The organism is Minwuia sp. (assembly GCF_048263705.1).
Taxonomy (GTDB): Bacteria; Pseudomonadota; Alphaproteobacteria; order Minwuiales; family Minwuiaceae; genus Minwuia.
Map to the genome: position 1 here is coordinate 217,517 of NZ_JBLXDV010000005.1, position 25,138 is coordinate 242,654.

Annotated in this window: 22 protein-coding genes; 17 read left to right on the forward strand and 5 right to left on the reverse strand. The window is 63.7% G+C overall.

The annotated features are described in order from the left end of the window. Positions 1–5: 5 nt before the first annotated feature. Positions 6–1,772, forward strand: coding sequence for a hydantoinase B/oxoprolinase family protein (locus ACN0X7_RS09635; protein WP_417516567.1), 1,767 nt, complete (start codon positions 6–8; stop codon positions 1,770–1,772). Here ACN0X7_RS09635 and ACN0X7_RS09640 read toward each other — a convergent pair. Then, entirely contained in the window at positions 1,769–2,668 is a 900-nt protein-coding gene (locus ACN0X7_RS09640; protein WP_417516569.1) for a DMT family transporter, read from the reverse strand. The genes ACN0X7_RS09635 and ACN0X7_RS09640 overlap by 4 nt on opposite strands. Positions 2,669–2,763: 95 nt before the next feature. On the opposite strand from ACN0X7_RS09640, the gene ACN0X7_RS09645 reads away from it, so the two are divergent. The 7 genes from ACN0X7_RS09645 (at position 2,764) to ACN0X7_RS09675 (ending at position 9,489) form a co-directional block, all read left to right on the forward strand. Next, entirely contained in the window at positions 2,764–4,836 is a 2,073-nt protein-coding gene (locus ACN0X7_RS09645; RefSeq protein WP_417516571.1) for a hydantoinase/oxoprolinase family protein, read from the forward strand. Positions 4,837–4,860: 24 nt separating this feature from the next. Next, positions 4,861–5,337: a nuclear transport factor 2 family protein gene (locus ACN0X7_RS09650; protein WP_417516573.1), complete on the forward strand. Its 477-nt coding sequence runs from the start codon at positions 4,861–4,863 to the stop codon at positions 5,335–5,337. Between the two features lie 3 nt (positions 5,338–5,340). Further along, the gene (locus ACN0X7_RS09655; protein ID WP_417516575.1) at positions 5,341–6,510 is read left to right on the forward strand and encodes an NADH:flavin oxidoreductase/NADH oxidase; all 1,170 of its coding nucleotides are present in this window, start codon (positions 5,341–5,343) and stop codon (positions 6,508–6,510) included. Positions 6,511–6,530: 20 nt separating this feature from the next. Continuing rightward, a complete protein-coding gene (locus tag ACN0X7_RS09660) occupies positions 6,531–6,740 on the forward strand; it encodes a hypothetical protein (RefSeq protein WP_417516577.1) in 210 nt (69 codons plus the stop codon). Further along, on the forward strand, positions 6,733–8,136 hold the full coding sequence (locus ACN0X7_RS09665; protein WP_417516579.1) for an amidase: 1,404 nt from the start codon (positions 6,733–6,735) through the stop codon (positions 8,134–8,136). The genes ACN0X7_RS09660 and ACN0X7_RS09665 overlap by 8 nt, the downstream gene beginning before the upstream one ends. A gap of 109 nt (positions 8,137–8,245) precedes the next feature. Continuing rightward, the gene (locus tag ACN0X7_RS09670; protein ID WP_417516581.1) at positions 8,246–9,181 is read left to right on the forward strand and encodes a DUF5996 family protein; all 936 of its coding nucleotides are present in this window, start codon (positions 8,246–8,248) and stop codon (positions 9,179–9,181) included. A gap of 23 nt (positions 9,182–9,204) precedes the next feature. After that, positions 9,205–9,489 (forward strand): GNAT family N-acetyltransferase, encoded by a 285-nt coding sequence (locus ACN0X7_RS09675; protein WP_417516583.1) that lies wholly within the window; start codon positions 9,205–9,207, stop codon positions 9,487–9,489. Positions 9,490–9,510: 21 nt separating this feature from the next. Here ACN0X7_RS09675 and ACN0X7_RS09680 read toward each other — a convergent pair whose 3' ends face one another. From ACN0X7_RS09680 to ACN0X7_RS09695, 4 genes are all read right to left on the reverse strand, one after another. Beyond that, the gene (locus tag ACN0X7_RS09680; RefSeq protein WP_417516585.1) at positions 9,511–9,708 is read right to left on the reverse strand and encodes a hypothetical protein; all 198 of its coding nucleotides are present in this window, start codon (positions 9,706–9,708) and stop codon (positions 9,511–9,513) included. Beyond that, complete coding sequence (locus ACN0X7_RS09685) at positions 9,708–11,429, reverse strand: hydantoinase B/oxoprolinase family protein (RefSeq protein WP_417516587.1); 1,722 nt, start codon at positions 11,427–11,429, stop codon at positions 9,708–9,710. The genes ACN0X7_RS09680 and ACN0X7_RS09685 overlap by 1 nt, the downstream gene beginning before the upstream one ends. Positions 11,430–11,639: 210 nt before the next feature. Next, positions 11,640–13,664, reverse strand: a complete 2,025-nt coding sequence (locus ACN0X7_RS09690) for a hydantoinase/oxoprolinase family protein (RefSeq protein WP_417516589.1) — start codon at positions 13,662–13,664, stop codon at positions 11,640–11,642. Positions 13,665–13,747: 83 nt separating this feature from the next. Continuing rightward, entirely contained in the window at positions 13,748–15,061 is a 1,314-nt protein-coding gene (locus tag ACN0X7_RS09695; protein ID WP_417516591.1) for a glutamine synthetase, read from the reverse strand. A 95-nt stretch (positions 15,062–15,156) separates the two neighbouring features. Here ACN0X7_RS09695 and ACN0X7_RS09700 point away from each other — a divergent pair, with 95 nt between their 5' ends. The 9 genes from ACN0X7_RS09700 to ACN0X7_RS09740 all read left to right on the forward strand — a co-directional run bounded on the left by ACN0X7_RS09700 (position 15,157) and on the right by ACN0X7_RS09740 (position 25,099). Next, positions 15,157–15,906 carry an N-formylglutamate amidohydrolase gene (locus tag ACN0X7_RS09700; RefSeq protein WP_417516593.1) on the forward strand — a complete coding sequence of 250 codons (750 nt, stop codon included), beginning with the start codon at positions 15,157–15,159 and terminating at the stop codon, positions 15,904–15,906. 89 nt (positions 15,907–15,995) lie between these two features. Continuing rightward, positions 15,996–16,643, forward strand: coding sequence for an isochorismatase family cysteine hydrolase (locus ACN0X7_RS09705; protein ID WP_417516595.1), 648 nt, complete (start codon positions 15,996–15,998; stop codon positions 16,641–16,643). A 104-nt stretch (positions 16,644–16,747) separates the two neighbouring features. After that, the gene (locus ACN0X7_RS09710) at positions 16,748–18,505 is read left to right on the forward strand and encodes a hydantoinase B/oxoprolinase family protein (protein ID WP_417516597.1); all 1,758 of its coding nucleotides are present in this window, start codon (positions 16,748–16,750) and stop codon (positions 18,503–18,505) included. Between the two features lie 56 nt (positions 18,506–18,561). Then, positions 18,562–20,640 (forward strand): hydantoinase/oxoprolinase family protein, encoded by a 2,079-nt coding sequence (locus ACN0X7_RS09715; protein ID WP_417516599.1) that lies wholly within the window; start codon positions 18,562–18,564, stop codon positions 20,638–20,640. A gap of 28 nt (positions 20,641–20,668) precedes the next feature. After that, complete coding sequence (gene pxpA / locus ACN0X7_RS09720; protein ID WP_417516601.1) at positions 20,669–21,406, forward strand: 5-oxoprolinase subunit PxpA; 738 nt, start codon at positions 20,669–20,671, stop codon at positions 21,404–21,406. Positions 21,407–21,635: 229 nt separating this feature from the next. After that, a complete protein-coding gene (locus tag ACN0X7_RS09725; RefSeq protein ID WP_417516603.1) occupies positions 21,636–21,872 on the forward strand; it encodes an acetyl-CoA carboxylase in 237 nt (78 codons plus the stop codon). 9 nt (positions 21,873–21,881) lie between these two features. Beyond that, positions 21,882–23,246 (forward strand): acetyl-CoA carboxylase biotin carboxylase subunit, encoded by a 1,365-nt coding sequence (locus ACN0X7_RS09730; RefSeq protein WP_417516605.1) that lies wholly within the window; start codon positions 21,882–21,884, stop codon positions 23,244–23,246. A 22-nt stretch (positions 23,247–23,268) separates the two neighbouring features. Then, entirely contained in the window at positions 23,269–24,141 is an 873-nt protein-coding gene (locus ACN0X7_RS09735) for a 5-oxoprolinase subunit B family protein (protein WP_417516606.1), read from the forward strand. Next, the gene (locus ACN0X7_RS09740; protein WP_417516608.1) at positions 24,134–25,099 is read left to right on the forward strand and encodes a biotin-dependent carboxyltransferase family protein; all 966 of its coding nucleotides are present in this window, start codon (positions 24,134–24,136) and stop codon (positions 25,097–25,099) included. Before ACN0X7_RS09735 ends, ACN0X7_RS09740 begins: the two co-directional genes overlap by 8 nt. The last annotated feature ends 39 nt before the right edge of the window (positions 25,100–25,138 follow it).

Genomic DNA, 25,138 nt, shown 5'->3' on the forward strand with positions numbered 1-25,138 from the left:
CAATGATGAACGCGAACCCGGGACAGAAGAAGATCGACGGTGTTCAACTGGCGATCCTGAACAACCGCCTGGAAGGCGTGGCGCGCAAGATGGCGAACACGCTGCTGCGCACGGGCCGGTCGGGCGTGCTCAACATCGCGCGCGATTTTTCCTGCTGCATCATCACGGCGGACGACCAGTTGCTGGCGACCGCCGAGAGCCTGCCGATCCACGTCCTGAGCGGACCGGATCTGATGTCGCGCTCGATCAAGGAGTTCCATCCCGTTCTGAAGAAGGGCGACGCCTTCCTGCATAACTCGCCCTATCACGGCTGCTCTCACCCCGCCGATCACACGCTGATCGTGCCGGTGATCGACGACGAGGGCACGCACCACTTCACCGTGCTGGCCAAGGCGCATCAGGCCGACTGCGGCAACTCCGAACCGACGACCTACATGGGCAACGCCAAGGACGTCTATAACGAGGGCGCGCTGATCTTCCCCGGCGTGAAGGTTCAGGAGAACTACGAGAACAACGAGGACATCGTCCGGATGTGCCAGATGCGCATTCGCGTGCCCGAACAGTGGTGGGGCGACTATCTGGCGATGATCGGCGCGGCCCGCATCGGTGAGCGCGAACTTCTGGCGCTGGCGAAGGAAGTCGGCTGGGACACGCTGCACGACTTCACCAACCAGTGGTTCGACTATTCCGAAAGCCGCATGATCAACGCCATCGACAAGATGCCCGAAGGGACGACAAGCTGGAGCAGCCGCCACGACCCGGTGCCGGGCACCCCGGAAGACGGCATCCCGATCAACGTCACCGTGAAGGTGGACAAGACCGACTCCCGCATCACGGTTGACCTGACCGACAACATCGACGCCCTGCCCTGCGGCCTGAACCTGTCGGAAGCCTGCGCGCGCACCGCATCCATGATCGGTGTGTTCAACTCCATCGACCCGACCGTCCCGAAGAACGCCGGCGCGTTCCGGCGGCTGGACATCAAGCTGAAGAGAAATTCCGTCTGCGGCATCCCGGAACATCCGACGAGCTGCTCGGTCGCGACCACCAACGTCGCCGACCGTGTGGCGAATTCGGTCCAGGCCGCCATCGCGGAACTGGAAGAAGGCTTCGGCATGGCGGAGTCGGGCGCGATCCTGCCCGCCTCCATCGGTGTCGTTTCCGGCTTCGATCCGGCAACGAACGAGCGTTATGTGAACCAGCTTTTCCTCGCCATGACCGGCGGTGCTGCGGCCCCGCGCACGGATGCGTGGATCACGCTCGGGCATGTGGGCAATGCCGGCCTCTGCTATCAGGACAGCATTGAACTGGATGAAATGCGGCAGCCGCTGCTTGTGAAGCAGCGCCGTTTCATCACCGATTCGGAGGGTGCCGGTACGCACAAGGGCGGACCGGGCATGCTGGTCGAATACGGTCCGACCCGGGGCGAGATGGACGTCGCCTTCGTCTCTGACGGGACGTACAACCCGGCGCAGGGCGTGCGCGGCGGCGGTCTGGGCGGCAATGCCTATCAGGGCGTGCGCAAGGCGGACGGAACCCTGACACCGACCGAGAACAGCGCCGTGGTGACGCTGCATGAAGGCGACAACATCGTCTCCCATTGCTGCGGCGGCGGCGGCTACGGTGCGCCCGAGAAGCGCGACCCCGAAGTGGTCCGCCACGATGTCGCCGAGGGCTGGATCACGCCGGAGCGCGCGCGCGACGTCTACCGCGTCGCCCTCGCTGCCGACGGCAGCGTGGACAGGGACGCAACGGCAGCACTGCGCAGCTAGTCCACAGCGGGAGCCGATCTGTGTCTCAGTTCCGAAATCAGCACACCGGCGGCCATCAGCGCCAGCGCGATGATCGCGTAGATCGTGGGCATCTCACCGAAGAAGACGAATGCCCAGCCGATGGCGGCCACAACGGCCAGATAGTTGAACTGTGCGAAGAAGGTCGGTCCGTAGCGCCGGACGATCTCTGCGAACAGGATGATGAACACGCCGTTCACAGCGGCCGACCCCAGCGTCGGTATGATCAGATCCCGGGACAGCGGCAGATAGAACTGGCCGAAGATCAGCATCAGGGGCAGCAGCGACAGCGCCGCGCCAAGCAGGAACCCGCTGCCCATGACCGTCGACGTGGTTTCCGGCGGACGCAGCAGCGCCGCGGAGATGTTGGCAACGGCCAGCAGGATCGGGGTGATCAGGGCCAGCAGGAACCAGCTCACCGCGCCCTCGCCGGGCATCGAGCTTTCCGGCACCAGCACCACGGCGACACCCGCAAATCCCAGTGCGATACCGGCGACACCGACCGCCGCCAGACGATCCAGGCCAAAGATGATGCTGGCGATGTAGGTGAAGGTCGGAGACAGCGCCAGGACCAGCGGAATGATGCCCTGCGGCAGGTTGGGTCCGACGAACGTCAGCAGCGCCATCGGCAGACCGAACCCGAAAGCCCCCACCACCAGATAGGCGCGCAGATAGGTCCAGCGGAAACTGACCACCTGACCGCGCAGCAGCGAAACCACAAAGAGCGCCGCGCCGCCCAGAAAGACCTGCCAGAACGCGTGTCCGAAGAAACTCGCACCCGCGAATGTGGCCAGCGCGTTGAATGGAAACACCAGTCCATAGATCAGCGCGGCGGCTATCAGCATCGAAATCGGTACTACACCGAGCGTCTTGCCCATCACGGTTCCCTCCCTGGGTTCGGTGACCGCAAGCTTAACCCTGCGGCAAACAGAACCGCCTTGGATGAAAACGACCTTATTGGGGGACTGACAACATGAGATTTGCCGTTGATACCGGAGGCACCTTCACCGATCTGCTGGTCGAACAGGACGATGGCAGCCTGAACATGTTCAAGGCCCCGACGACGCCCGACGACCCCATCCGGGGCGTGATCGACAGCCTGAAGGTGGCCGCGGATCACTTCGAGGTCCCGCTGCGGAAGCTTCTGGGAGACGGCGGCCTGTTCATTCACGGCACCACGCGGGCGATCAACGCCATCATCACCGGGGATACGGCGAAGACTGCGTTCCTGACCACGGCGGGCCATCCCGACATTCTGGTGCTGCGCGAGGGCGGACGCGGCGACGTGTTCGACTTCACGGTGCCCTACCCCGCGCCCTACGTCCCGCGGTCCCTGACGTTCGAGATCAACGAGCGGATCACGACCGACGGGACGATACTGCAGGAACTGGACGAGGCGCATGCGCTGGAGGTCATCGCCAAGCTGAAGGCGGCGGAGGTCGAAGCGGTCGCGGTCTGCCTGCTGTGGTCCATCGTCAATCCCGCCCACGAGAACCGGATCGGCGAACTTCTGGACGAACATCTGCCCGGCGTGCCCTACACGCTTTCGCACCGGCTGAACCCGTCGCTGCGGGAATATCGACGCGCTTCATCGACGGCCATCGACGCGTCGCTGAAGCCTCTGATGGGAGCCTACATGCGCAACCTGTCGGGCCGGCTCAGCGAAGAAGGGTTCACCGGCCGCGTGCTGATCGTAACCTCCGGCGCCGGTGTGATCGATGCGATGGACGCCGCCGAGACCCCTGTCCACCTGATCAATTCGGGTCCGGCCATGGCACCGGTCGCCGGCCGGCATTTCGCCGAAATCGATGCCCAGGCCGAGACCGCCATCGTCGCGGACACCGGCGGAACGACCTATGACCTCAGCCTCGTCCGGCGCGGCAGCATCCCCTGGACACGCGAAACCTGGGTCGGCGGCGAATACCAGGGCAACATGACCGGCTTTCCCTCGGTCGATGTGCGTTCGATCGGCGCGGGCGGCGGTTCCATCGCCTGGGTCGATGACGGCGGTCTGCTGCATGTCGGGCCCCAGTCGGCGCAGGCCGTCCCCGGCCCCGCGGCCTACGGCCGGGGCGGCACCGAACCGACACTGACAGACGCCTGCGTGGCGCTGGGCTATGTCGATCCGGACTATTTCCTGGGCGGGTCCATGAAACTGGATCGGGAGGCGGCACGAACGGCCATCGAAAAGAGCGTCAGCAAGAGGCTCGGGATTTCAATCGAGGATGCCGCCATCGCCATCGTGAAGATCGCAACGGAGAACATGGTGCAGGCCATCATGGACATCACCATCAATCAGGGCATTGATCCGGGCAAGGCCGTGCTGATCGGCGGCGGCGGTGCAGCCGGACTGAATTCCGAACGCATCGGTCAGCGGCTGGACTGCCCGCTGGTGCTGATCCCCGATGTGGGTGCGGCGCTGAGCGCCGGTGGCGCGCTGATGTCGGAACTGATCTCGGATGCGCGCGCGACGCATTACACCACGACCGACAGGTTCGATATCGAAGGCGTGAACGCCGTCCTCGCCGACCTGAAGAAACGCTGCGAGGAGTTCGCGCGGACAGCCGGCGAAGGCGCACTGGAGACCACGATCAGCTTTACCGCAGAGGCCCGCTATCCCAGTCAGGTCTGGGAGATCGAGGTGCCGCTCCGGACGGACCGGTTCGATGGTGACGCGGATGTGCGCAAGCTGGTTTCGGATTTCCACGATACGCATGACGAGATCTTCGCCATCAGCGACCCCGAGTCCGAAGTCGAGATCATCGGCTGGACTGCGCGCGTGAGCTGCCGCCTGCGCGACGGCAAGCTGGCCAGCCTGTCGGACCTGTCCGAGGGCACCAGCGACGCCGGCAGCCGGAAGGCCTATTTCGAGGGCACGGGCTGGGTCGATGCGGCAATCCGCAGTTTCGATTCGCTGGACGTCGGCAGGCAGGTCGACGGTCCGGCCATCGTCGAGAACTCGTTCACGACTGTCGTCGTCGGCCCGGGGGCGAAAGTCAGTCGCGAGAAATCCGGCAGCCTCGCCATCGTACCCGCCAAGGAATAGCAGGCACCGGAAAAGGAGCACGCCATGACCGAGTCACTGGAAACCCGCATCGATCGTCTGGAAAGCATCGAGGCGATCAAGAAGCTCAAACACGTCTACATGAAACACTGTGACGTCGGCTATCCGCCCGCGCAGCTCGGCCCCCTGTTCGTGGACGAAGCGGTCTGGACCAGCGCCGTGTTCGGTCACCATGCCGGGCGGGCGGCCATCGAGGAATTCTTCGGCGGCATCTCGGCGCAGATCGTCTTCGCGGCGCATCTGGCGATGAACTTCGTCATCGATGTGAACGGTGACGAGGCCACCGGCGAATGGCGTATCCTGATGCCCTGCACCATGATGGAGGACGGAAAGAAGGTCAGCCGCTGGATCCTGGGCGACTACGAGGAAGAGTACGTCCGCGTCGACGGGCAATGGATGTTCAGGAAGATCGACTTTCTGGTGAACTTCAACACACCATCGCTGGAAAGCTGGGCGGGTACCGAAACCGTGCGCGGCGACTGACCGATGGCCCGCACGCGCCTTTTCACACCCATCGAGATTCGCGACCTGACCCTGAAAAACCGGGCAGTCGTCGCGCCCATGTGCCAGTACAGCGCCGACGACGGGATGATGAACGACTGGCATCACACCCACCTGAGCCAGTTCGCGATGGGCGGCTTCGGCCTGATCTTCACCGAGGCCACGGCAGTCGAGAAGCGCGGCCGCATCACCTGGGGCGATGCCGGTCTGTGGTCCGACGCGCATATGGAACCCATGCGGCCGGTCATCGAGTCGGTGAAGAAGCGCGGCTCGGCCGTCGGCATCCAGTTGGCACACGCGGGCCGGAAGGCGTCGATCAGCCGCCCGTGGGAAGGCGATTGCCCCCTCACCCAGCGCGAGATCGACAAGGGCGAGGTGCCGTGGGAGACAGTGGGCGCGAGCGCCGTTCCCTTCGACGACGGCTGGATCGTGCCCCACGAACTGACGACCTCCGAAATCGGCGATCTGGTGGATGAATGGGCCAGCGCCACCCGTCGGGCGGTTGCGCTCGGTTATGACCTGATCGAGGTGCACAGCGCGCATGGCTACCTCAGCCACAGTTTCTACTCGCCCATGTCCAACAGGCGCACCGATGCCTACGGCGGCAGCCGGGAGAACCGGATGCGTTTCACGCTGGAAGTGGTCGAAGCCGTGCGTGGCGCGATGCCCGACGGCATGCCGCTGTTCCTGCGGCTGTCCTGCATCGACGGCAAGAAGGACGGCTGGGCGATCGCGGACTCCATCGAACTGGCCCGGCGCGCGAAGGCGCTCGGCGTCGATGTGATCGACTGTTCCTCCGGTGGTATTGCGGGCTATGGCAAGAACATCCTGCCGGTGCCGACACCCGGCTATCAGGTCGGGCATGCCGCCGATATCCGGCGCGAGGCGGATATTGCAACACAGGCCGTTGGTCTGATCACGTCGCCCGCCCAGGCCGAAAGCATCCTGCGGGCCGGTGCCGCCGATCTTGTGGCACTGGCGCGCGAAGCCCTGAACAACCCCTACTGGCCCCGTCATGCCGCCTCGGAACTGGGTGAACCGGACGCCTATGCGGACTGGCCGATCCAGTACGGTCACTGGCTGGGCATGCGCGCGCAGGGCATGTTCGGAAAACGCGCCGGAGACGCCGACACGGAAAACCTGAAGAAGCCGTAACCGCCTGGAGGAACCAAGCCATGGGCAAACGACGCCCCGTCAGGGCAGAGACCGTATCTGCGGTCGCCGCCGAGAATGCGGGTCATCCGCTGGATGATGCACGCGCCGCCATCTATGCCGAAGCGCTGGAGCCCATCCTTCAGGGGATGGAGGCCATTCGCGCCCTGCCCCTGAAGAACCTGGAGCCGGCCACGGTCTTCCAGCCGGTCGAGGGCAAGCGCCATGACTGATCTGACAGAACTCGACCTGGTGGAACTCTCCGACCTGATCGACGCGGGCAAGACGTCCGCCGGCGAGATCACGGACGCCTTCCTGACGCGGATCGAGCGCGAGAACGCGCAGACCAATGCCTATGTGACCCTGACCGCCGACAACGCACGCGCTGCCGCGAAACAGGCCGATCAGCAGATCAGCAGCGGCAAGCGGCGCGGCACGCTGCACGGCCTGCCGATCGGTCACAAGGACCTCTATGCGACGGCGGGCGTGCTCACCACAGGCGGATCGCGGGTTCTGGCCGACAATGTCCCGGTCGAGGATGCGACCGCCGTGGCGCGTCTGAACGATGCGGGCATGGTCACGCTGGGCAAGCTGAACACGCATGAGTTTGCCTACGGCCCGACCGGCGAGAACTCGTCCTTCGGCACGACGCGCAACCCGTGGAATCTGGACCGCATCACCGGCGGATCGAGCAGCGGCTCGGCAGCCGCCGTGGCGGGCGGTCTGGCACCGGTCGCAACCGGTTCGGATACGGGCGGTTCGATCCGCATGCCGGCGGCCTGTTGCGGCCTGACCGGACTGAAGCCGACCTACGGACGGGTGCCGCGCTCGGGCATCCTGCCGCTGTGCTGGTCGATGGACCATTCCGGACCGCTGTCGCGCACGGCCATCGACGCCGCCCTGATCCTGCAGGCCACGGCTGGCGCGGACGGCAAGGATGCCGCCGCGCCCGACCGTCCCGTCCCGGACTACCTGTCAGCGATGACCGGCGACATCTCGGGCCTGAAGATCGGCGTGGCCCGCCGGTATTTCTTCGATCAGGCGCAGACGCAGGTCACCGACCGGGTCGAGGACGCTTTGAAGGAACTGGAGAAGCGCGGCGCGAAACTGGTGGACGTCGATATCGCGCATATCGAACATTCGACCGCAGCCGCACTGGCGATCTACCTGGCGGAGGCGACCGCCTATCACGAAGATACGCTGGACCGGAACGCGGACCTGTTCACCGATCAGGTACGGACCTATCTGGAAGTCGGCGACCAGATCCTGGCGAAGGACTACCTGCACGCCCAGAGATTCCGCACCCTGCTCGGTCAGAGCATGGCGGCGGTGCTGGAGGATGTCGATGTCATCGCGACGCCCGGCATCGCCATGACCGCCACGCCGATCGGCGAGCTGGATGTCGATATCAACGGCACGCCCGAACCGGTCTTCGGCGCGATCCTGCGCAACACCGAGCCGTTCGACATGACCGGCCTGCCGGCACTGGTCGTCCCCTGCGGTTTCGGTGAGGACGGTCTGCCGGTCAGCCTGCAACTGGCGTCGCGGCCGTTCGACGAGGCCACCATCCTGAACGCGGGCCATGCCTATCAGCAGGCGACCGACTGGCACCGCAGGCGCCCGGGGTGACCTGAAGGCCGCAGCCATCGCATCGAGGCGGAAGCTTCATCCGGAACACCGGACTTTTTCGCCGGAGCGTTCCTGCTATCGTCGTGCCGCAACAGGATGGAGCGCAGCCATGTCGGATCACTGGCCGGATATTCCCTATGATGCATGGGCCAATACATGCACGGCGCTTCACCTGATGAGTCAGGTTGTCGGCAAGGTGCGTCTGGCACACACACCCTGGGTCAACCATTCCTGGCACGCAACCTTCTATGTCACCCCACGGGGCCTCAGCACCGGACCGATCCATCATGATGGCGGCTGCATGACCCTGACCTTCGATCTGCACGATCACTGTCTCATCGCCGAGAATGCCGATGGCCGCCGCGAGAGTTTCGCGCTGGGCCCCATGTCGATCGCCGCGTTTACCGAAAAAGCTGGCGAACTGGTCCGGAATGCGGGTGCGGCTTTCGACATCCACGGTGCGCCCAATGAAATCCCTGACGCGACCCCGTTCCATGAAGACACGGTCGAGCGCCCCTACGACGCGTCGGCGATCGCACGGTATCACCAGGCGCTGCTGCGTGTTGATCGGGTGTTCTCCACCTTCGCAACCGGCTTTCTCGGGAAGACGTCTCCGGTTCACCTTTTCTGGGGCGCGTTCGATCTCGCAGTCACGCGCTTCTCGGGCCGCGATGCACCGGAGCACCCGGGCGGCATTCCAAACCTGCCCGACATCGTGACCCGCGAAGCCTACAGTCACGAGGTATCGTCCGCCGGATTCTGGCCGGGCAATGGTGCCGGGCAGCCCATGTTCTATTCCTACGCCTATCCCGACCCCGATGGTTTCAGGAACGCAAGCGTTTGTCCGGATGGCGCGCGATGGGACAGCGATCTGGGCGAATTCCTGCTGCCCTATGACGAGGTTCGCAAGGCTCGAAATCCGGAAGAGACGCTGCTCGATTTCCTCCAGACCACATATGACGCCGCCGCGAGGGCGGCTGACTGGGACGAGGCTCTGGATTGCGGCATACAACGTCCGCGCCGGCCGCGCCGGGCACGGACATGACCCCCAGGGAAGTGGCAACCGACATGTCCAGATTGCACATCGTTCATGAGGAAGGCGGATCGAAAGGCCGTTACAGCGTCGAAGTCGACGGGCATGAAGCCGAAATGACCTACTCGAAGGCTGGCGAGACCATGATCATTATCGATCATACCAGCGTGCCGGATGCGCTCCGCGGTCGTCACGTCGGAGAAGCTCTCGTTCAGCGCGGGGTCGCGGATGCCCGATCGGCTGGCAAGAAGGTTCTGCCGCTATGCCCCTTTGCAAAGGCCCAGATCGACCGTCACCCCGAATGGCAGGACGTTCTCTAGAGCCTGGCGTCAGGCCAGGCGTCACATCGCCCGCTTGATCTTCGGTTCGCTCACACCGTCCAGCTTCTGGGCCTTCCAGTCCACGCACCAGTCAGAGCAGAAGGTCACCCCCTTCAGATCCGCGCGATCGGATTTGACTCCGTCGTCATAGACCAGCACGCCGCAGTTGCCGCATTTGATGTAGGCTTCGATGTAATAGCCCGTGTCGGAAAAACGCATCAGTCATCTCCTCCGGCGGCATGGCCGTAATCGGACGCCGCACGCTCGGGCGTCACGTAACCTTCCAGAACATCTTCCTCGACCATGTCGGGGTCGCGCTCGGACGCATTGCCCATGCCGCCCCCGCCCGGCGTGATGATGTGGACCGTATCGCCCGGTCTGATCTTCACGTTCGACCATTTGCTGGTGGACGGCTTGTTGAAGGCTTCCGCCATGGACTGCCACTTGTCCGACCCGGCGGCCTTGAACAGGGTCATGCCGGTCGTGCCGTTTCCGCCGCCGTTCAGGCCCCAGGCGCTGTTGACGTGGCGGTCGGTCAGCTGGCTGCAGGTGATCTCGGCATCCAGGCAGCGGAACCGCTTCTGCGTCCCCAGCCCGCCACGGGTCTTGCCGGCACCGCCCGAGTCCGGGACCAGGCTGAAGTCCTCCGTCAGCCACGGATAGCGCGTCTCGAACACCTCGACCGGCATCACACGGCAGTTGCCGTTGATGGAGTCGGTCGCATCGTTGCCGTCGCCGCCCTGCGTCGCGCCCCAGCCCACGACCTCGATGTCGTAGCAGGCGAAATACTCGCCGTTCTTCTTGTCCTCGCCCCCGAAGACGAAGTTCAGGTGTGTGCCACCCTCTGCCGCCATCGCGCGTTCCGGCTTCACCGGTGCCAGGGCACCGATCACCGTGCCCGCGATGCGCGGATGGGTTTCGGTATTGCCGCCGACCTCGGGTGCGGGGAAGTTGACGTTCACCACCGTACCCTCCGGTGCCAGCACGCGGATTGGACGGAAGCAGCCCGAGTTCTTCGGGATCGACGGGTCGGTCAGATGCAGGATGGCGTTGTAGGTCGCCGACCAGGTGACGCCCAGCGTGGCATTGATCGGTCCGCCGACCTGCGGCGAGGATCCGTCGAAATCGACCACGATCTCGTCGCCCTGCTTGTAGCATTCGACGTGAATCTTGATCTCTTCCTCGGTGACACCGTCATTATCCATATAGTCTTCGAAGACGTAGTGACCGTCCGGGATCTCGCTCAGTTCAGCGCGCATGCGGGCTTCGGAATAATCCATCAGGTCGGCGCAGATGTCGTTGAAGCTGTCGATGCCATACTTCTGCACCGTTTTCGCCAGTTGCTCCGAGCCGAGTTCCACGCCGGAGATCATGGCGCGCATGTCACCGTAGTTGTATCGGGGCGTCCGCACGTTCGCGAGCCACAGCTTCCAGACCTCGTCCACATCCTCGCCGCGCTTTTTGATCTTCACCGGCGGCACACGGATGCCTTCATGGAAGATCTCTGTCGCTTCGGAGGGGAACCCGCCCGGCACCATACCGCCGACTTCGGCCACATGACCGATGGCAACGGTGAAGGCGACCAGCCTGTCATCGACGAACACCGGACAGAACAGCGTATGCTCCGGTGTATGCAGCCCGCCGCGATACGGATCGTTGTGGACGATGACGTCACCGGGGTGGATCGTATCGAGCGGGATTTCCTCCAGGCTGGAGCGGATGATCAGCGGCATGCCGCCGATCTGCGCCGGGCAGAATTCGGCCACGGCCCACATCTCGCCCGTCGGGCTGGCGATGGCACAGGTGAAGTCCAGCGCCTCGTTGAAGATGGTCGAATAGGAGGTTTTCATCAGGGTGATGCCCATCTCGCGACAGATCGAGATCATCGTGTTCTCCACGATGTTCATGCTGACGAAGTCGGTGCCTGCTGCTTTTGCCATGTTTCTGTCCTTATCTTCGCCTGTTCAACTTATCCGTAGTCACGTGCTGATTCCCTCCCCCTTGTGGGGAGAGGGCCAGAGAGGGGGGTAAATCGGCGAAGCCCAACTGGCCTCCGGCCATCCCCCCCAACGACCGCTTCGCGGCCACTTCCCCCTCAAGGGGGGAAGAAAAATATCTCCGTCCAAATGCGAGAAACGCGACTTCATCGTTCAGGTGTCGCGGATGCTCATGTTGCCGTGGCGGTCGACGGTCAGGGCCTGTCCCGCGAGCAGAACGGTCACCGACGCAGGTTCCTCGATCAGGGCCGGTCCTGAAACCTCGTGACCGGCACGCAGGTTCACCCGCTGGTAGACGGCCGCCTGTGCCGGTCCGTCATCGTAGATGACCTCGCGACTGCCATCCGGTTCCGCGGCCTCGCCGGCATCCTCCAGTGTGGGCAGCTTCGGCGTCTCGTTGACCGAGATCGCCGTGCATTTGAAGGTGATGACCTCGATGGTTTCGCGGGGGATGTTGAAGCCGAACCGCGCCTTGTGCATCTCGTGGAACTTCAGCCAGCATTCCTTCGCCGTCTCCTCGTCGAAGGTCTCGAAACCGACCGGCACCTCCAGTTCGTAGTTCTGGCCCAGATACCGCAGTTCCAGGGTGCGGTACACGGACAGCCCTTCCCGGTACCCCTGCGTCGCCAGATTGGCGAGGGAATCGTCCACCAGTTGTTTCATCACCTCGTTCGCGCGTTCCATATCGAACGTGGCCGAGGTCATCTGCACGGTCCGCTCCAGATCGACACGGGCATCGGTCATGATGAAACCGAAAGCCGAGAACTGTCCCGGATGGTTGGGCACGACGCCCGTCGGGATCGACGCCTCCCGCATCAGGTCGGCGACGTGCAGCGGTCCTGCCCCGCCGAAAGCGAGCAGCGCGAAGTCGCGCGGGTCGAGCCCGCGTTCCGTCAGCACCGCCCGCAGCGCGCCGGTCATGTTGTTGGACACGATCTTCAGTACCGCCAGCGCCGCCTCCTCGACGCTCACGCCCAGCGGCTCGGCGACGGTCGCCATGGCGGTCCGTGCGCCATCGGTATCCAGCTTCATGGTGCCGCCGAGGAAGTTTTCCGGGCTGATCCGGCCCAGGATGACATTCGCATCAGTCACCGTCGGTCGCGTGCCGCCCTGGCCGTAGCAGGCCGGCCCCGGATTGGCCCCGGCGCTTTCCGGCCCGACGCGCAGCATCCCGCCCTTGTCGATCCAGGCGATGGACCCGCCGCCTGCGCCGATGGTCCGGATGTCGATCATCGGCACCTGAATTGGGACGCCGAATTCAATCTCGAAACTGGTGGTGAAGCTCTCACGTCCCCCGACCACCGTCGAGCAATCCGTGGACGTGCCCCCCATGTCGAAGGTCACGAGATGGTCCATCCCGAGTTGACCGGCGATATGCTTGGCCGCAACGACACCGCCTGTGGGGCCGGACACGGTCATGTGGATCGGCGCATCCGCTGCCGCGCCGGCGGTCATCTCCCCGCCGTTGGACTTGATGATGGACAGGCTGTCGATACCGCCGCGCTCGCCCAGCTGCTTTTCAAGGTCCCGCAGATAGTTGGCAACCAGCGGACGCACGAAGGAATCCGCGATGGTCGTCGAGGCCCGCTCGTATTCCTTCCACTTCGGCAGCACTTCGTAGGACAGCGAGACGGGTACATCCGGCAGTTCCTCGGTCAGGATTTCCTTCAGGCGCAACTCGTGCTCCGGATTGACGTAGGAGAACAGCAGATTGACGGCCAGCGCCTCGATCTCGCCCTTCTCGCGGATACCCGCGGCCATTTCGCGGACCTGCGCCTCGTCCAGAGGGGTGAGTACCGAGCCGTCGGCCATGATCCGCTCATCCACCTCGAAACAGTCGCGACGCTTCATCAGCGGCTTCGATTTCTTCCAGAGCGAATCGTAGTGATGCTTGCGATTGCCGCGCTGGATGAACGGTACGTCGCGGAACCCCCGCGTCGTGACATAGCCGACGCGCGCGCCCTTGCGCTCCAGAATGGCGTTGGTGGCCACCGTCGTGCCGAGCCGCAGCTTGCCGATCCCCTCATTCAGGCTCGAAAGACCGGTCAGCACGCCGTCGGTCGGATTGGAGGGCGTGGAGAGGTTCTTCCACACCGAGACTTCATGCTTGTCCGGATCGTAGGCCACGAAATCCGTGAACGTCCCTCCGACATCGACGCCAACCGTTCTTCCCGCCATTCTCACCTCCCGAAATCGAACATGACGCGAAGGATAGCGCACGCTGCGTCAACACCGCTTGGACGGGACCGCACCAATGGCACTCAATAAACGTTCAGATACCGCGCGCACATATCTGCTGCTGAAAGATCGCGCACGACATTCAGTTCGCCGCGCTTGTGCGCCAGATAGACATCGGCGAACGGGTCCTCGAACCAGCCCCTGGCCGTCTGATCGGACTCGAAGCCGCGCAGCGCTTCTTCCAGCGACATCGGCAGCCGCTGCAGTCCCAGATCGGCCAGCTGGGTCTCGGTATGATCGCTGAGATCGGTCTGCGTCAGCTGCGGCGGCGGCATGGCCTGCGCAATCCCCTCAGCCCCGGCATGAACGATGGCGGCAAGTTGCAGGTACGGGCTCGCAGCCGCATCGGCGGCACGGACTTCCACATTGAACTGGCGCGCGATGCCTTCCGGATCCAGTGCGGTCGTCGGACAGATGCGTACCGACGCCTCGCGGTCCATCAGGCCCAGATTGTTCCAGGCGGCGCTCCAGCGGTGGGGCGTCAGCCTGAGGCATGAAATCGCCGACGGCGCCAGCAAGGCGATGATCGACGGCAGGTAGCGCGTGATGCCGGCAACGAAATGGCCGGCCAGTTGCGACAGCCCGGTCTCGCTGGCTGGATCGTAGGTGATCGGCTGGTCGTCCGCGTCGTTCAGGCTGAGATGGACATGCACGCCGTTGCCCACACCGGCCGGGTCGCGGATCGGCGTGAACGTGGCCCGCTGCTGCTGTTCGCCCGCCGCGATACGGATCAGTTCCCGCAGGATGACCGCATTGTCCGCCGCCCGCAGCGCATCCGAAGGCTTCATCGTGACCTCGTACTGGTCCGGGCCGTATTCCTTCATGAAGGTGTCCGGCTTCAGACCGTTCGCGGCCATCAGGTCGAAAATCCGCTGGCCCAGTTGCAGTTGGGTCCGTGCCCCTTCCAGCGAATAGGACGAGCCGCCGCCGGGCCGCGGTTCCAGCTGGAATTCATGTTCGAAGGCAACCGTCAGGGACGCCCCCGATACCTGCTTCAGGCGACCCAGCGCTGCTTTCAGGATCGATCGCGTACAGCACGCCCACGGCTGCCCCTCCAGATCGACAATATCGCCCAGCATCGTGTCTTCAAGCTGCCGCCCTGCGTCGGATATCGCCCGGAACCGCGTGGTTTCGTCCGGAATCAGCAGCAGGTCGCCCAGCGCGCCGAAGGGGCTTTCGGCGATGACGTCAAAGCAGGTGATCTGAACGTTCGTCGGCGTCCAGCCGATGCCGCGTTTCAGCCGGTTCGGCAGGTCGCTGGCCGGAAACCCCTTGCCCCGGACCTGACCGGCGATGTCGGAACAGCACGCCATGATGATCGAAGTGTCGTCTGCCATCGCTCTTGTGCCTCGAAATTGCCGAACCTCTTGCCTGCGATCTTTCAGGCCATACGATGTGAAGTCAAACCAACTGCCGCAGGAACCCCGGAACAGTGCTTTCATCCGACGATCCGCATCCCGTCATCGCATACAACGCAGGCGGCGATGGTCCGGTCCTGATCACCTGCGAGCACGCCGGTCGCGAAACCCCATCGGCGCTGGGCGACATGGGCGTCCCGGCCACGGACTGGGGACGGCACATCGCCTGGGACATCGGTGCGCTGGATCTCGCCAGGGCGGTCTCGGACCGGCTGGACGCGCGCCTGATCGCACAGCGTTACAGCCGGCTGGTCATCGACTGCAACCGCGCCCACATTTCGCCCGAACTGGTGCCGACGGCGAGCGATGGCACGGCCATTCCCGCCAACGCCGACCTTTCCGACGCGGACCGGACCGCCCGCATCGCGGCGATCCACACTCCCTTCCACGACCGCATTGCGGCGGAGATCGAGCGCCAGCGGCCTGCGCTGATCTTCGCGGTGCACAGCTTCACACCGCATATGAATGGCGCGGATCGGCCCTGGCACGCCGGCTTCCTGGCCAACCGGATGCCGGAAGCCGCCGAGGCCATGGTCCGGATATCGGCAGGCCGCGCGCCCTATTTCCGGTTTGCCCTGAACGAACCCTACACCGTCGACGACGTCTCCGATTACACCTTGCCCGTGCATGGCGAACAGAACGGCATTCCGCACGCCCTGGTCGAGATACGGAACGACCAGTTGGCCTCCGACGCCGGTATCGAGTTCTGGGCCGATCACCTGGCGGGCGTGTTAACCGAATGGCTCAGGAGCCGCGATACCTGACGCGCAGCCCGTCACGCCGGGCTTGTCCCGGCATCCGGGATGGCGCAAGAATCGCGGTCTTGCGAACCCTTTCGAACAGGCGACCGATCATGACCCTTTCACGAGACATACCGCTGGTGCCTGATCAGTCGGCCCTGCTGTTCATCGATGTCCAGAACTTCGGCGCAGAGCGGAAAGGCGGCGAATATGCCGACGCCGATCCGGCCCATTTCGACGCGAAATACGGCTGGTTCTTCAGCCACTTCGAAGGCCACGTCCTGCCGAACATGCAGCGCCTCCGGGGCGCCTGCCGCCGCGCCGGCATCGAGGTCATGTACACCACGATCGAAAGCCTGACGCGGGACGGACGCGACCGCAGCCTGGACTACAAGATCACCGGCTTCAATGTGCCGAAAGGATCGTGGGACGCGAAGGTCATCGACGCCCTCGCCCCCACTGACGATGAAATCGTCATCCCCAAGACGTCGTCCAGCGTCTTCATCTCCACGAACATCGATTACGTGCTGCGCAACCTGGGCGTCCGGCAACTTGTCATCAGCGGGCTGCTGACCGACCAGTGTGTGGATTCCGCGGTACGCGACGCCTGTGACATGGGGTATCTGGTCACCGTCGTGACCGACGCCTGCGCCACCCACTCGGCGGAACGCCACGCGGCCTCGCTGCGGCTGAACCGGGGCTACTGCCGACAGGTCACGACCGATCAACTTTTGAGCGAATTGGACGAGACCGCCCTTTGACCTGACACCGCTTCGCCGCTGCCCGAATGGCCGTTGCGGGGGCGGATCACACTGCTATCGTTACGATCAGTTGAATTCATCCTGATGCGATCTGGGAGAAATACATGTCCGGTGTCGATCCGATTACCCTCTCCGTTGTCCGCGGCGTTCTCGAAACGACCCAGCGCGAGATGACACTCGCGCTGGAGAAGACCGCACGATCCAGCGTGTTCAATCTGGCGCACGATTACTCCAACGCCCTGTTCAACGGCGTGCCGGAAATGATCATGCAGGGGCAGGACATTCCGATCCACCTCGGCAGCCTGATCCCGGCGATGAAATGCGTGGCGGCCTACTTCGGCGACGACATCCATCCGGGCGACGTGATCATGCACAATGACCCGGCCTACATGGGCAGCCACATGATCGACACCTGCATGTACAAGCCGGTGTTCTACAAGGGCGAACTCGTGTTCTGGACGGTCTGCAAGGGTCACCTGACCGACATCGGCGGCCCGGTACCCGCGGGCTACAACCCCGACGCGACAGAGATCTACGGCGAAGGCCTGCGCATCCCGCCGGTGAAGATCTATGACAAGGGCGTCCGCCGCTATGACGTCATCAACCTTCTGCTGACCAACATGCGCGCACGGCGCGACCAGGAAGGCGACTTCAACGCCCAGCTCGGTGCGGTCCAGGTCGGCGAGCGCAACCTGCTGGCCATGCTGGACAAATATGGCCTGGAAGAAGTGCAGGCCTGCATCGACGAACTGATGAACATGGCCGACCGCCAGATGCGCGCCCTCATCAGGACGGTTCCGAACGGCACCTACACCGGCACCTCCACGATCGAGGACGCTGGCCACGGCTTTGGCGATCTGGACATCACGGCAACGGTCACGGTTCATGACGAGGGCTGCAAGATCAAGATCGATAGCCCGCCGCAGATCCCCTATTTCATCAATTCCTACGAGGGCAATTCCTACTCGGGCGTCTATCTGGGCGTGATGATGTTCGCGCAGTTGCCACCGCCCTACAACGAAGGGCTCTACCGCTGTTTCGAGGTCGACATGGGGCCGAAGGGCACGATCTGTAATGCCGCCGAACCCGCGCCGCACATGAACTCCACGACCACACCGATGGAAACGCTGACCGATGCCGTGCGCCTGGCCTTCGAACAGGCCGCGCCCGACAAGGTATCGGCGGGCTGGGGGCATGCCAACGGCTGCAACATCGCCGGCTGGGACACCCGCCATGACGAGGAATATGTGACCATGGTGCTGGCCTCGCTGATCTCCGGCGCTGGCGCCACCCCGTCGCAGGACGGCTGGCACGCCTGCGGGCCCGAATGCTGCTTCGGTGCGCTGACCTCCGGCGATATCGAGCTGCTGGAATATTCCTATCCCATCGTGATCCACGAATACGGCCTGATGGTCGATTCCGGCGGCGCGGGCAAATACCGGGGCGGCTCCGGCACGCGCTGGGAGGTCGAGCCCCTGGACAAGCCGATGGACTTCATCACCTTCGGCGAAGGCCGCAAGTACCCGGCGACGGGTGCCGCCGGTGCCGAATCGAAGATGATCGAACCCAAGGTCGGCCGCATCGAGATCACCCGCGGCGGCAAGGTCGATCTGATCAAGGAAAACGTCATCGAGACGATCAACCCCGGCGAGCGGGCGGCGAACATGAATCCGGGCGGCGGCGGCTACGGCGATCCGTTCGAGCGCGATGTCGACGCGGTGGTCTGGGACGTGAAGAACCGCCTGGTGTCGATCGAAGGCGCCCGCGTGGACTATGGCGTGGTGTTCTCGGACGCCGCAAAGCTGATCGTCGATATGGAGGGGACCGCCGCGCTGCGCGGTCACAATGTAGCCGCCGAGTAATTCCGGTCGACTGCAACCTTCACCTCACGTTTCCGCGCGGCCCTTAGGGAGGAATTATGCGCACACGATACAGGCTCGGCGTCGATGCCGGCGGCACGTTCACGGATTTCGTTCTGGCTGACGCGGAAGGCGGTGTCCGCCTTTACAAATCACCTTCCACCCCGCACGACCCCACCGAAGCCATCTCCAAGGGCCTGGCCCTGATCGAGGAAGATACGGGTCTGAGCCCGAAGGACATCGTGTCCCAGTGCGACCTGTGCATCAACGGCACGACGGTCGGCCTGAACGCGCTGATCCAGCACAAGGGCGCGAAGACGGGGCTGATCTGTACGAAGGGCCACGAGGATTCGATCGAGATCCGGCTGGGCCACAAGGAAGACGGCTATCGCTATGATGCCGATTATCCGCCCGCGCAGATGCTGGTGCCCCGCCACCTGCGCTTCGGCGTGTCCGAACGTGTGGTCTCGAACGGCAGCGTGATGACACCGCTGAACGAGGACGAGGTCCGCGCGGCCTGCGAATACTTCATCCAGGAAGGCGTCGAGGCCGTCGCGATTTCCTTCGTCTGGTCCGTGCTGCACCAGGATCACGAGCGCCGCGCCGCCGAGATCGTGCGCGAGATGATGCCGAAGGCGTTTCTGACCGTGGGCTCCGAACTCTATCCGCAGATCCGCGAATACACGCGCACGTCGACATCGATCGCGAACGCCTATCTGGGACCGATCCTGAAGCACTATGTCGACGGCATCGACCAGTATTTCCGCGATCTGGGTGCCGAATATCCGGTGCGCTACTTCCAGTCGAACGGCGGGCTCGCCATCGGTCAGGCGATGACCGACCGCTCGGTCTACGCGATCAACTCGGGCCCGGCTTCGGCCCCGCAGGCCGGACTCTTCGTGTCCGCCCCCTTCGGCTACGACAATGTCATCTCGGTCGACATGGGCGGGACGTCGTTCGACATCACGCTGACCAGCGGCGGCAGCACCAACATCAACAAGGACATCGACTTCCTGCGCTATCGCATCGGCGTACCGATGATCCAGGTGGAGACCCTGGGCGCGGGCGGCGGTTCCATCGGCTGGATCGACGATCTGGGCCTGCTGCAGGTTGGCCCGCAGTCGGCCGGTGCCAACCCCGGTCCGGCCTGTTACGGCCATGGCGGGACGGAACCGACAACGACCGACGCCAACCTTGTGCTGGGCTATCTGAACCCGGAGGCCATCCTGGGCGGACGCATGGCGCTGGATCGGGACAAGGCCTTTGCCGCCGTGAAGGAAAAGATCGCCGATCCGCTGAACATCTCGGTCGAGCGGGCGGCCTATGGCATGTTCACCATCGTCAACAACAACATGGTGAACGGCATCCGCCGCGTCTCGGTCGAGCGCGGCTACGACCCGCGCGATTTCGTGCTGGTCGCCGCCGGCGGTGCGGGTTCTGCCCACATCACGGCACTGGCCAAGGAAATGGGCATCAACACCGTGCTGGTGCCGAAGCTGGCCTCCGGCCTGTGCGCTTTCGGACAGATCATTTCCGACGTGAAGTACAACTACATGGCCACCTGCCCGCTGCGGCTGGAGGGCGACGAAGCCTACAAGCACATCAACGACACCTACGCGCAGATCGAGGCCGAGGGCATCGAACATCTGGAAGATGACGGCTTCGAGCGGGACCGCATCGATGTCAAACGCTCCATCGACATGCGCTATGTCGGCCAGATCCACGAATGCACGGTCGAGATCGACACGTTCGAGATCAATGCCGACACGGTCTCGAAGCTGAAGGACGGCTTCCACGCCAAGCACGAGCAGCTCTACACCTATTCGGAAAAGAACACGCCGATCGAGGTCGTGAACCTGGAAAGTACACTGTACGGTCGCGTCGACCGGCCCGTGCTGCCCGATCTGGACGCCGGCGATGACGCATCGAAGGCGATCCGCACCCACCGCGACATGATCTTCAGTCCGGACGGTTCCAGCGTCAGCGCGCCGGTCTATGATGGCGAAAAGCTGGGTGCCGGTGCAGAATTGGCCGGGCCTGCGGTGATCGAGGAGATCACGACCACCATCGTGATCGAACCGGGCTGGCATGCCTCGCTGCACAAGAGCGGAAGCTATATTCTGAAACGCAACAACTGAAACCTTAGGCAGGACGAGGGAGAGCAAAATGGCTGTCGAAATCAACTGCGACATGGGCGAGAGCTTCGGGCTCTGGAAAATGGCCGACGATGAGGCGCTGATGCCGCTGATCACCGTCGCCAACATCGCCTGCGGGTTCCACGCATCCGACTTCAACCACATGCATGACACGGTGAAGCTGGCCAAGAAATACGGCGTGCGCGCCGGGGCGCATCCGTCCCTGCCCGATCTGCAGGGCTTCGGGCGCCGTCCCATGCAGATGGAGCGCGAGGAACTGGCCAACTGCCTGATCTATCAGGTCGGCGCGCTGAAGGGTTTTCTCGACGCCCAGGACATGCCGCTCAGCCACATCAAGCCGCATGGTGCGCTGTTCGAGATGGCAGCGAACCAGGAACACATTGCCCACGCCATCGCCGACTGTGCCGATGTCTTCAAGGTACCGCTTTATGGCCAGATAAACTGCCTGCATGAGGAGATCTATCAGGCCCGTGGCCATGAATTCGTCTCCGAATATTACGCCGACCTGTTCTATGGCGATAAGGGCGAACTGATCGCAACGCGCAAGCATGACGCCATCGACGAGAAGGACGCCGTCGAACGCCTGATCCGCGCGATTGAGGAAGGCAAGACGAAGTCGGTCAACGGAAATGATGTCGAAATCCGCGCCGACAGCGTCTGCGTCCATTCGGACACGCCGGGCGCGGTGGCGCTCGCCAAAGCCGTTCACGAGGCCGCCCAGCCCTACATGGCGCAGGCTGCGGAGTAACGATAAACGCAGGAGTCTTGTCTTCCCCCTTGAGGGGGGAAGTGGCCGCCGAAGGCGGTCGATGGGGGTGAAACCGGAGGCTCGTACGCACACTTCGACCCGGTTTCGGCTTCGCCGAATTCACCCCCTCCCCGACCCTCCCCCCTCAAGGGGGAGGGGGTTCAGGACCGCGCAAGGAATAGCCGTTTCTGTCCCCCCTTACAGAAGAACACAACAAGGAGCGCATACATTGGCTGAACAGATTCTCTGCCCCCTTCCGGGCACTTTTTACCGCAAGCCCTCGCCCGACGAGCCCGCCTTCAAGGAAGTCGGCGACAGCGTGGCCGAAGGCGACGTGATCGGCCTGGTGGAGGTGATGAAGACCTTCAACGAGGTGAAAGCCGACAAGGCAGGCACCATCTCGGCGTTCCTCGCCGACAATGAGGAAGCGGTGATGGCCGGCCAGCCCCTGGTCGACCTCGGCTGATCCGGCACAATGGCGATAAAGAAGCTTCTGATCGCGAACCGCGGCGAGATCGCCGTCCGTGTCGTCCGTGCCGCGCAGGGCCTGGGAATCCCGACCGTGCAGGCGCACAGCATGGCCGACGCCGACTCGCTTGCCGTGAAAATGGCGGATGAGGCGGTCGATATCGGCCCGCCCCACGCCGCGAAGTCTTACCTGAATATCGATGCGATACTGAAGGCCGCGCGGGATACCAATGCTGACGCCATTCATCCCGGCTATGGCTTCCTGTCGGAGAATGCCGCCTTTGCACAGGCGGTCGAGGATGCGGGGCTGATCTTTGTCGGCCCGCGCCCCGAGACGATCTCGCGCCTGGGCGACAAGGCGGCGGCGCGCGAGGCCGCTGAGACCGCCAAGGTGCCAACCGTACCGGGCAGCGACGGGCTGATCGAAAGCACCGAAGCCGCCAAGGATGCGGCAAGCCGGATCGGATACCCGGTGATGATCAAGGCGTCTGCCGGTGGCGGCGGGCGCGGCATCAAGATCGCCGAGAACGAGAGCCAGCTTGAAAAGCTGGTGTCCGAAGCCCGCAACGAGGCGCAGGCCGCTTTCGGCAACGGCGCGCTCTACATGGAAAAGGTCATCCGCAATGCGCGCCATATCGAGGTGCAGGTGCTGGGTGACGGTGTGAACGCCGTGCACTGCTTCGAACGCGAATGCTCATTGCAGCGTCGCCGCCAGAAGGTCTGGGAAGAAGCCCCGTCGGCGGCCCTGAACGACAGCCAGCGCAAAGCCATCTGCGAAAGTGCCGTCGCCCTCGCCCGCTCGGTCGGCTATCGCGGCGCGGGGACGCTGGAATTCCTGTTCGATGACGCCAGCGGCGAGCATTATTTCATCGAGATGAACACCCGTATCCAGGTCGAGCATCCGGTCACGGAGATGATCACCGGTATCGATCTGGTGGCCGAGATGATCCGCATTGCCGGCGGCGAACCGCTCCGCTTTCAGCAGTCGGACGTCACACTGAACGGGCACGCCATCGAGTGCCGCATCAATGCCGAGGACCCGTCGAACAACTTCATGCCCGGACCCGGCGTGATCGACAGGCTGTCCGTCCCCGCAGCCGATCATGTCCGCTTCGATACCATGCTGTACGAGGGCTATCAGGTTCCGCCGTTCTACGATTCCCTGCTGGGCAAGCTGATCGTGCACGGACCAGACCGGCAGACCGCGATTGACCGGATGGCGGAAGCGCTGGAAGGTCTGACCATCGACGGCCTGAAGACCACCATTCCGCTGCACAGGGAACTGGCGAAGGCCGCACCCATCCGGTCGAACGACATACACACCCAGTTCCTTGAGCCATGGCTCGAGGCCAACCCCATCCCGTCCGAGTAACCCGCGAGGAGACCCCATACCGATGGAATCCAGATATACATTCGGCGGCGACGAACACGTCTTCTGCCAGATCGGCGAGGAGATGTCGCTGGAGGCATTCTTCAAGAGCCTGTCCATGACCAACGCCGTGCGCGAGAGCCAGATCCGGGGCGTGAGCGAGGTCTGTGCGGCCAACGCGTCCTTTCAGGTCAAGTTCGACCCGGACGTCATCAAGCCCGATGACATGATGGCCGAGATCAAGAAGCTGGAGAGTCAGGCCGATGCCGCCGAGTCCAAACTGGACACGCGCATCGTCGAGATTCCGGTGCTGTACAACGATCCGTGGACGCATGAGACGCTGATGCGGTTCCGGGAGCGCCATCAGGATCCGAGCGGCACCGATCTGGACTATTCGGCGCGGATCAACGGCTTCGGTTCGGTGGACGAGTTCATTGCCGCCCACTCCGGCTCGCCCTGGTTCGTTTCCATGGTCGGGTTCGTGGCCGGCCTGCCGTTCCTGTATCAGACGGTCGAGCGCGCACGGCAGATCGAGGTGCCGAAGTATCTCCGCCCCCGCACCGACACGCCGAAGCTGACGGTCGGGTACGGCGGTTGCTTCAGTTGCATCTATTCCGTGCGCGGCGCAGGCGGCTATCAGATGTTCGGCGTGACCCCCATGCCGATCTACGATCCGCAGCAGGAGATCAACTATCTGAAAGACTTCATGATCTTCTTCAAGCCGGGCGATCTGGTTAAGTTCAAGCCGGTCGATCGCGACGCCTATGACGCAGCGGTCGAGGAGGTCGACAGGAACACCTACACACCGAAGATCCGCTCCGTCGAGTTCTCGCTCGATGAATTCAACAAGGGCGCGGACGCCTACAACGCGAAGCTGGAGGGTGCGCTCAATGATTAAGGTCATCAAACCCGGTCTCGCGACAACCGTTCAGGATCTCGGCCGTCCCGGATACTATCATCTCGGCATCCCGATTTCGGGCGGGATGGACCTGCTTGCCCTGGAAGCCGCCAACCTGATGGTCGGCAATCCGGCGGGCGCAGCCGTTCTGGAAGCCACCTTCATGGGGCCGGAGCTGGAATTCACCGAAGACGCGACCGTCGCGGTGACCGGCGGTGAACTGACGCCCATGATCGATGGCGAGCCTCAGGAAACCTGGGTGTCCTTCGACATACGCGCGGGCGAAACCCTGTCGTTCGAGTTCCTGAAAGCGGGTGCCCGATCCTACATCGCCGTCTCCGGCGGCATCGACGTGCCCGTTGTGCTCGGCAGCCGCTCGACCTACGCGCTGGGCGCACTGGGCGGCTTCAAGGGCCGCGCTATAGCCGAAGGTGACGAACTGCCGATCGGAGAAGGATCCGGCAAGGCCGGCAGGAGCCTGGACAAGAGCCTGCGACGGGCACCCGGCAATCCGGCCGAACTGCGCGTCCTGCCCGGCATCTACTGGCACTGGGTCGAGGAATCTTCCGGCGCGCAGTTCTTCGCCGACACCTGGAAAGTCGCCCCCGAGGCCGACCGCATCGGTTATCGGTTCCGCGGTGGCGAACCCATCAGGTTCAACGAGCGCGAACGTCCCTTCGGCGCGGGCTCCGATCCATCGAACATCGTGGACGGCTGTTACCCCTATGGGTCGATCCAGGTCCCCGGCGGCACGGAACCGATCTGCCTGCATCGCGACGCGGTTTCAGGCGGCGGCTATTTCATGCTCGGTGCGGTGATTTCTGCGGACTTCGATCTGATCGGACAGATGCAGCCCCATACGCCGACCCGCTTCGTGAAGGTGACCATGGATCAGGCCCTGCAGGCACGCGCCGACCGGGCCGCGCTGATGGACAGGATCCGGACCGCGCTCGCCTGATCGATATCGTCACCTGATCGGAAAGCCGGGCGAAGGCTG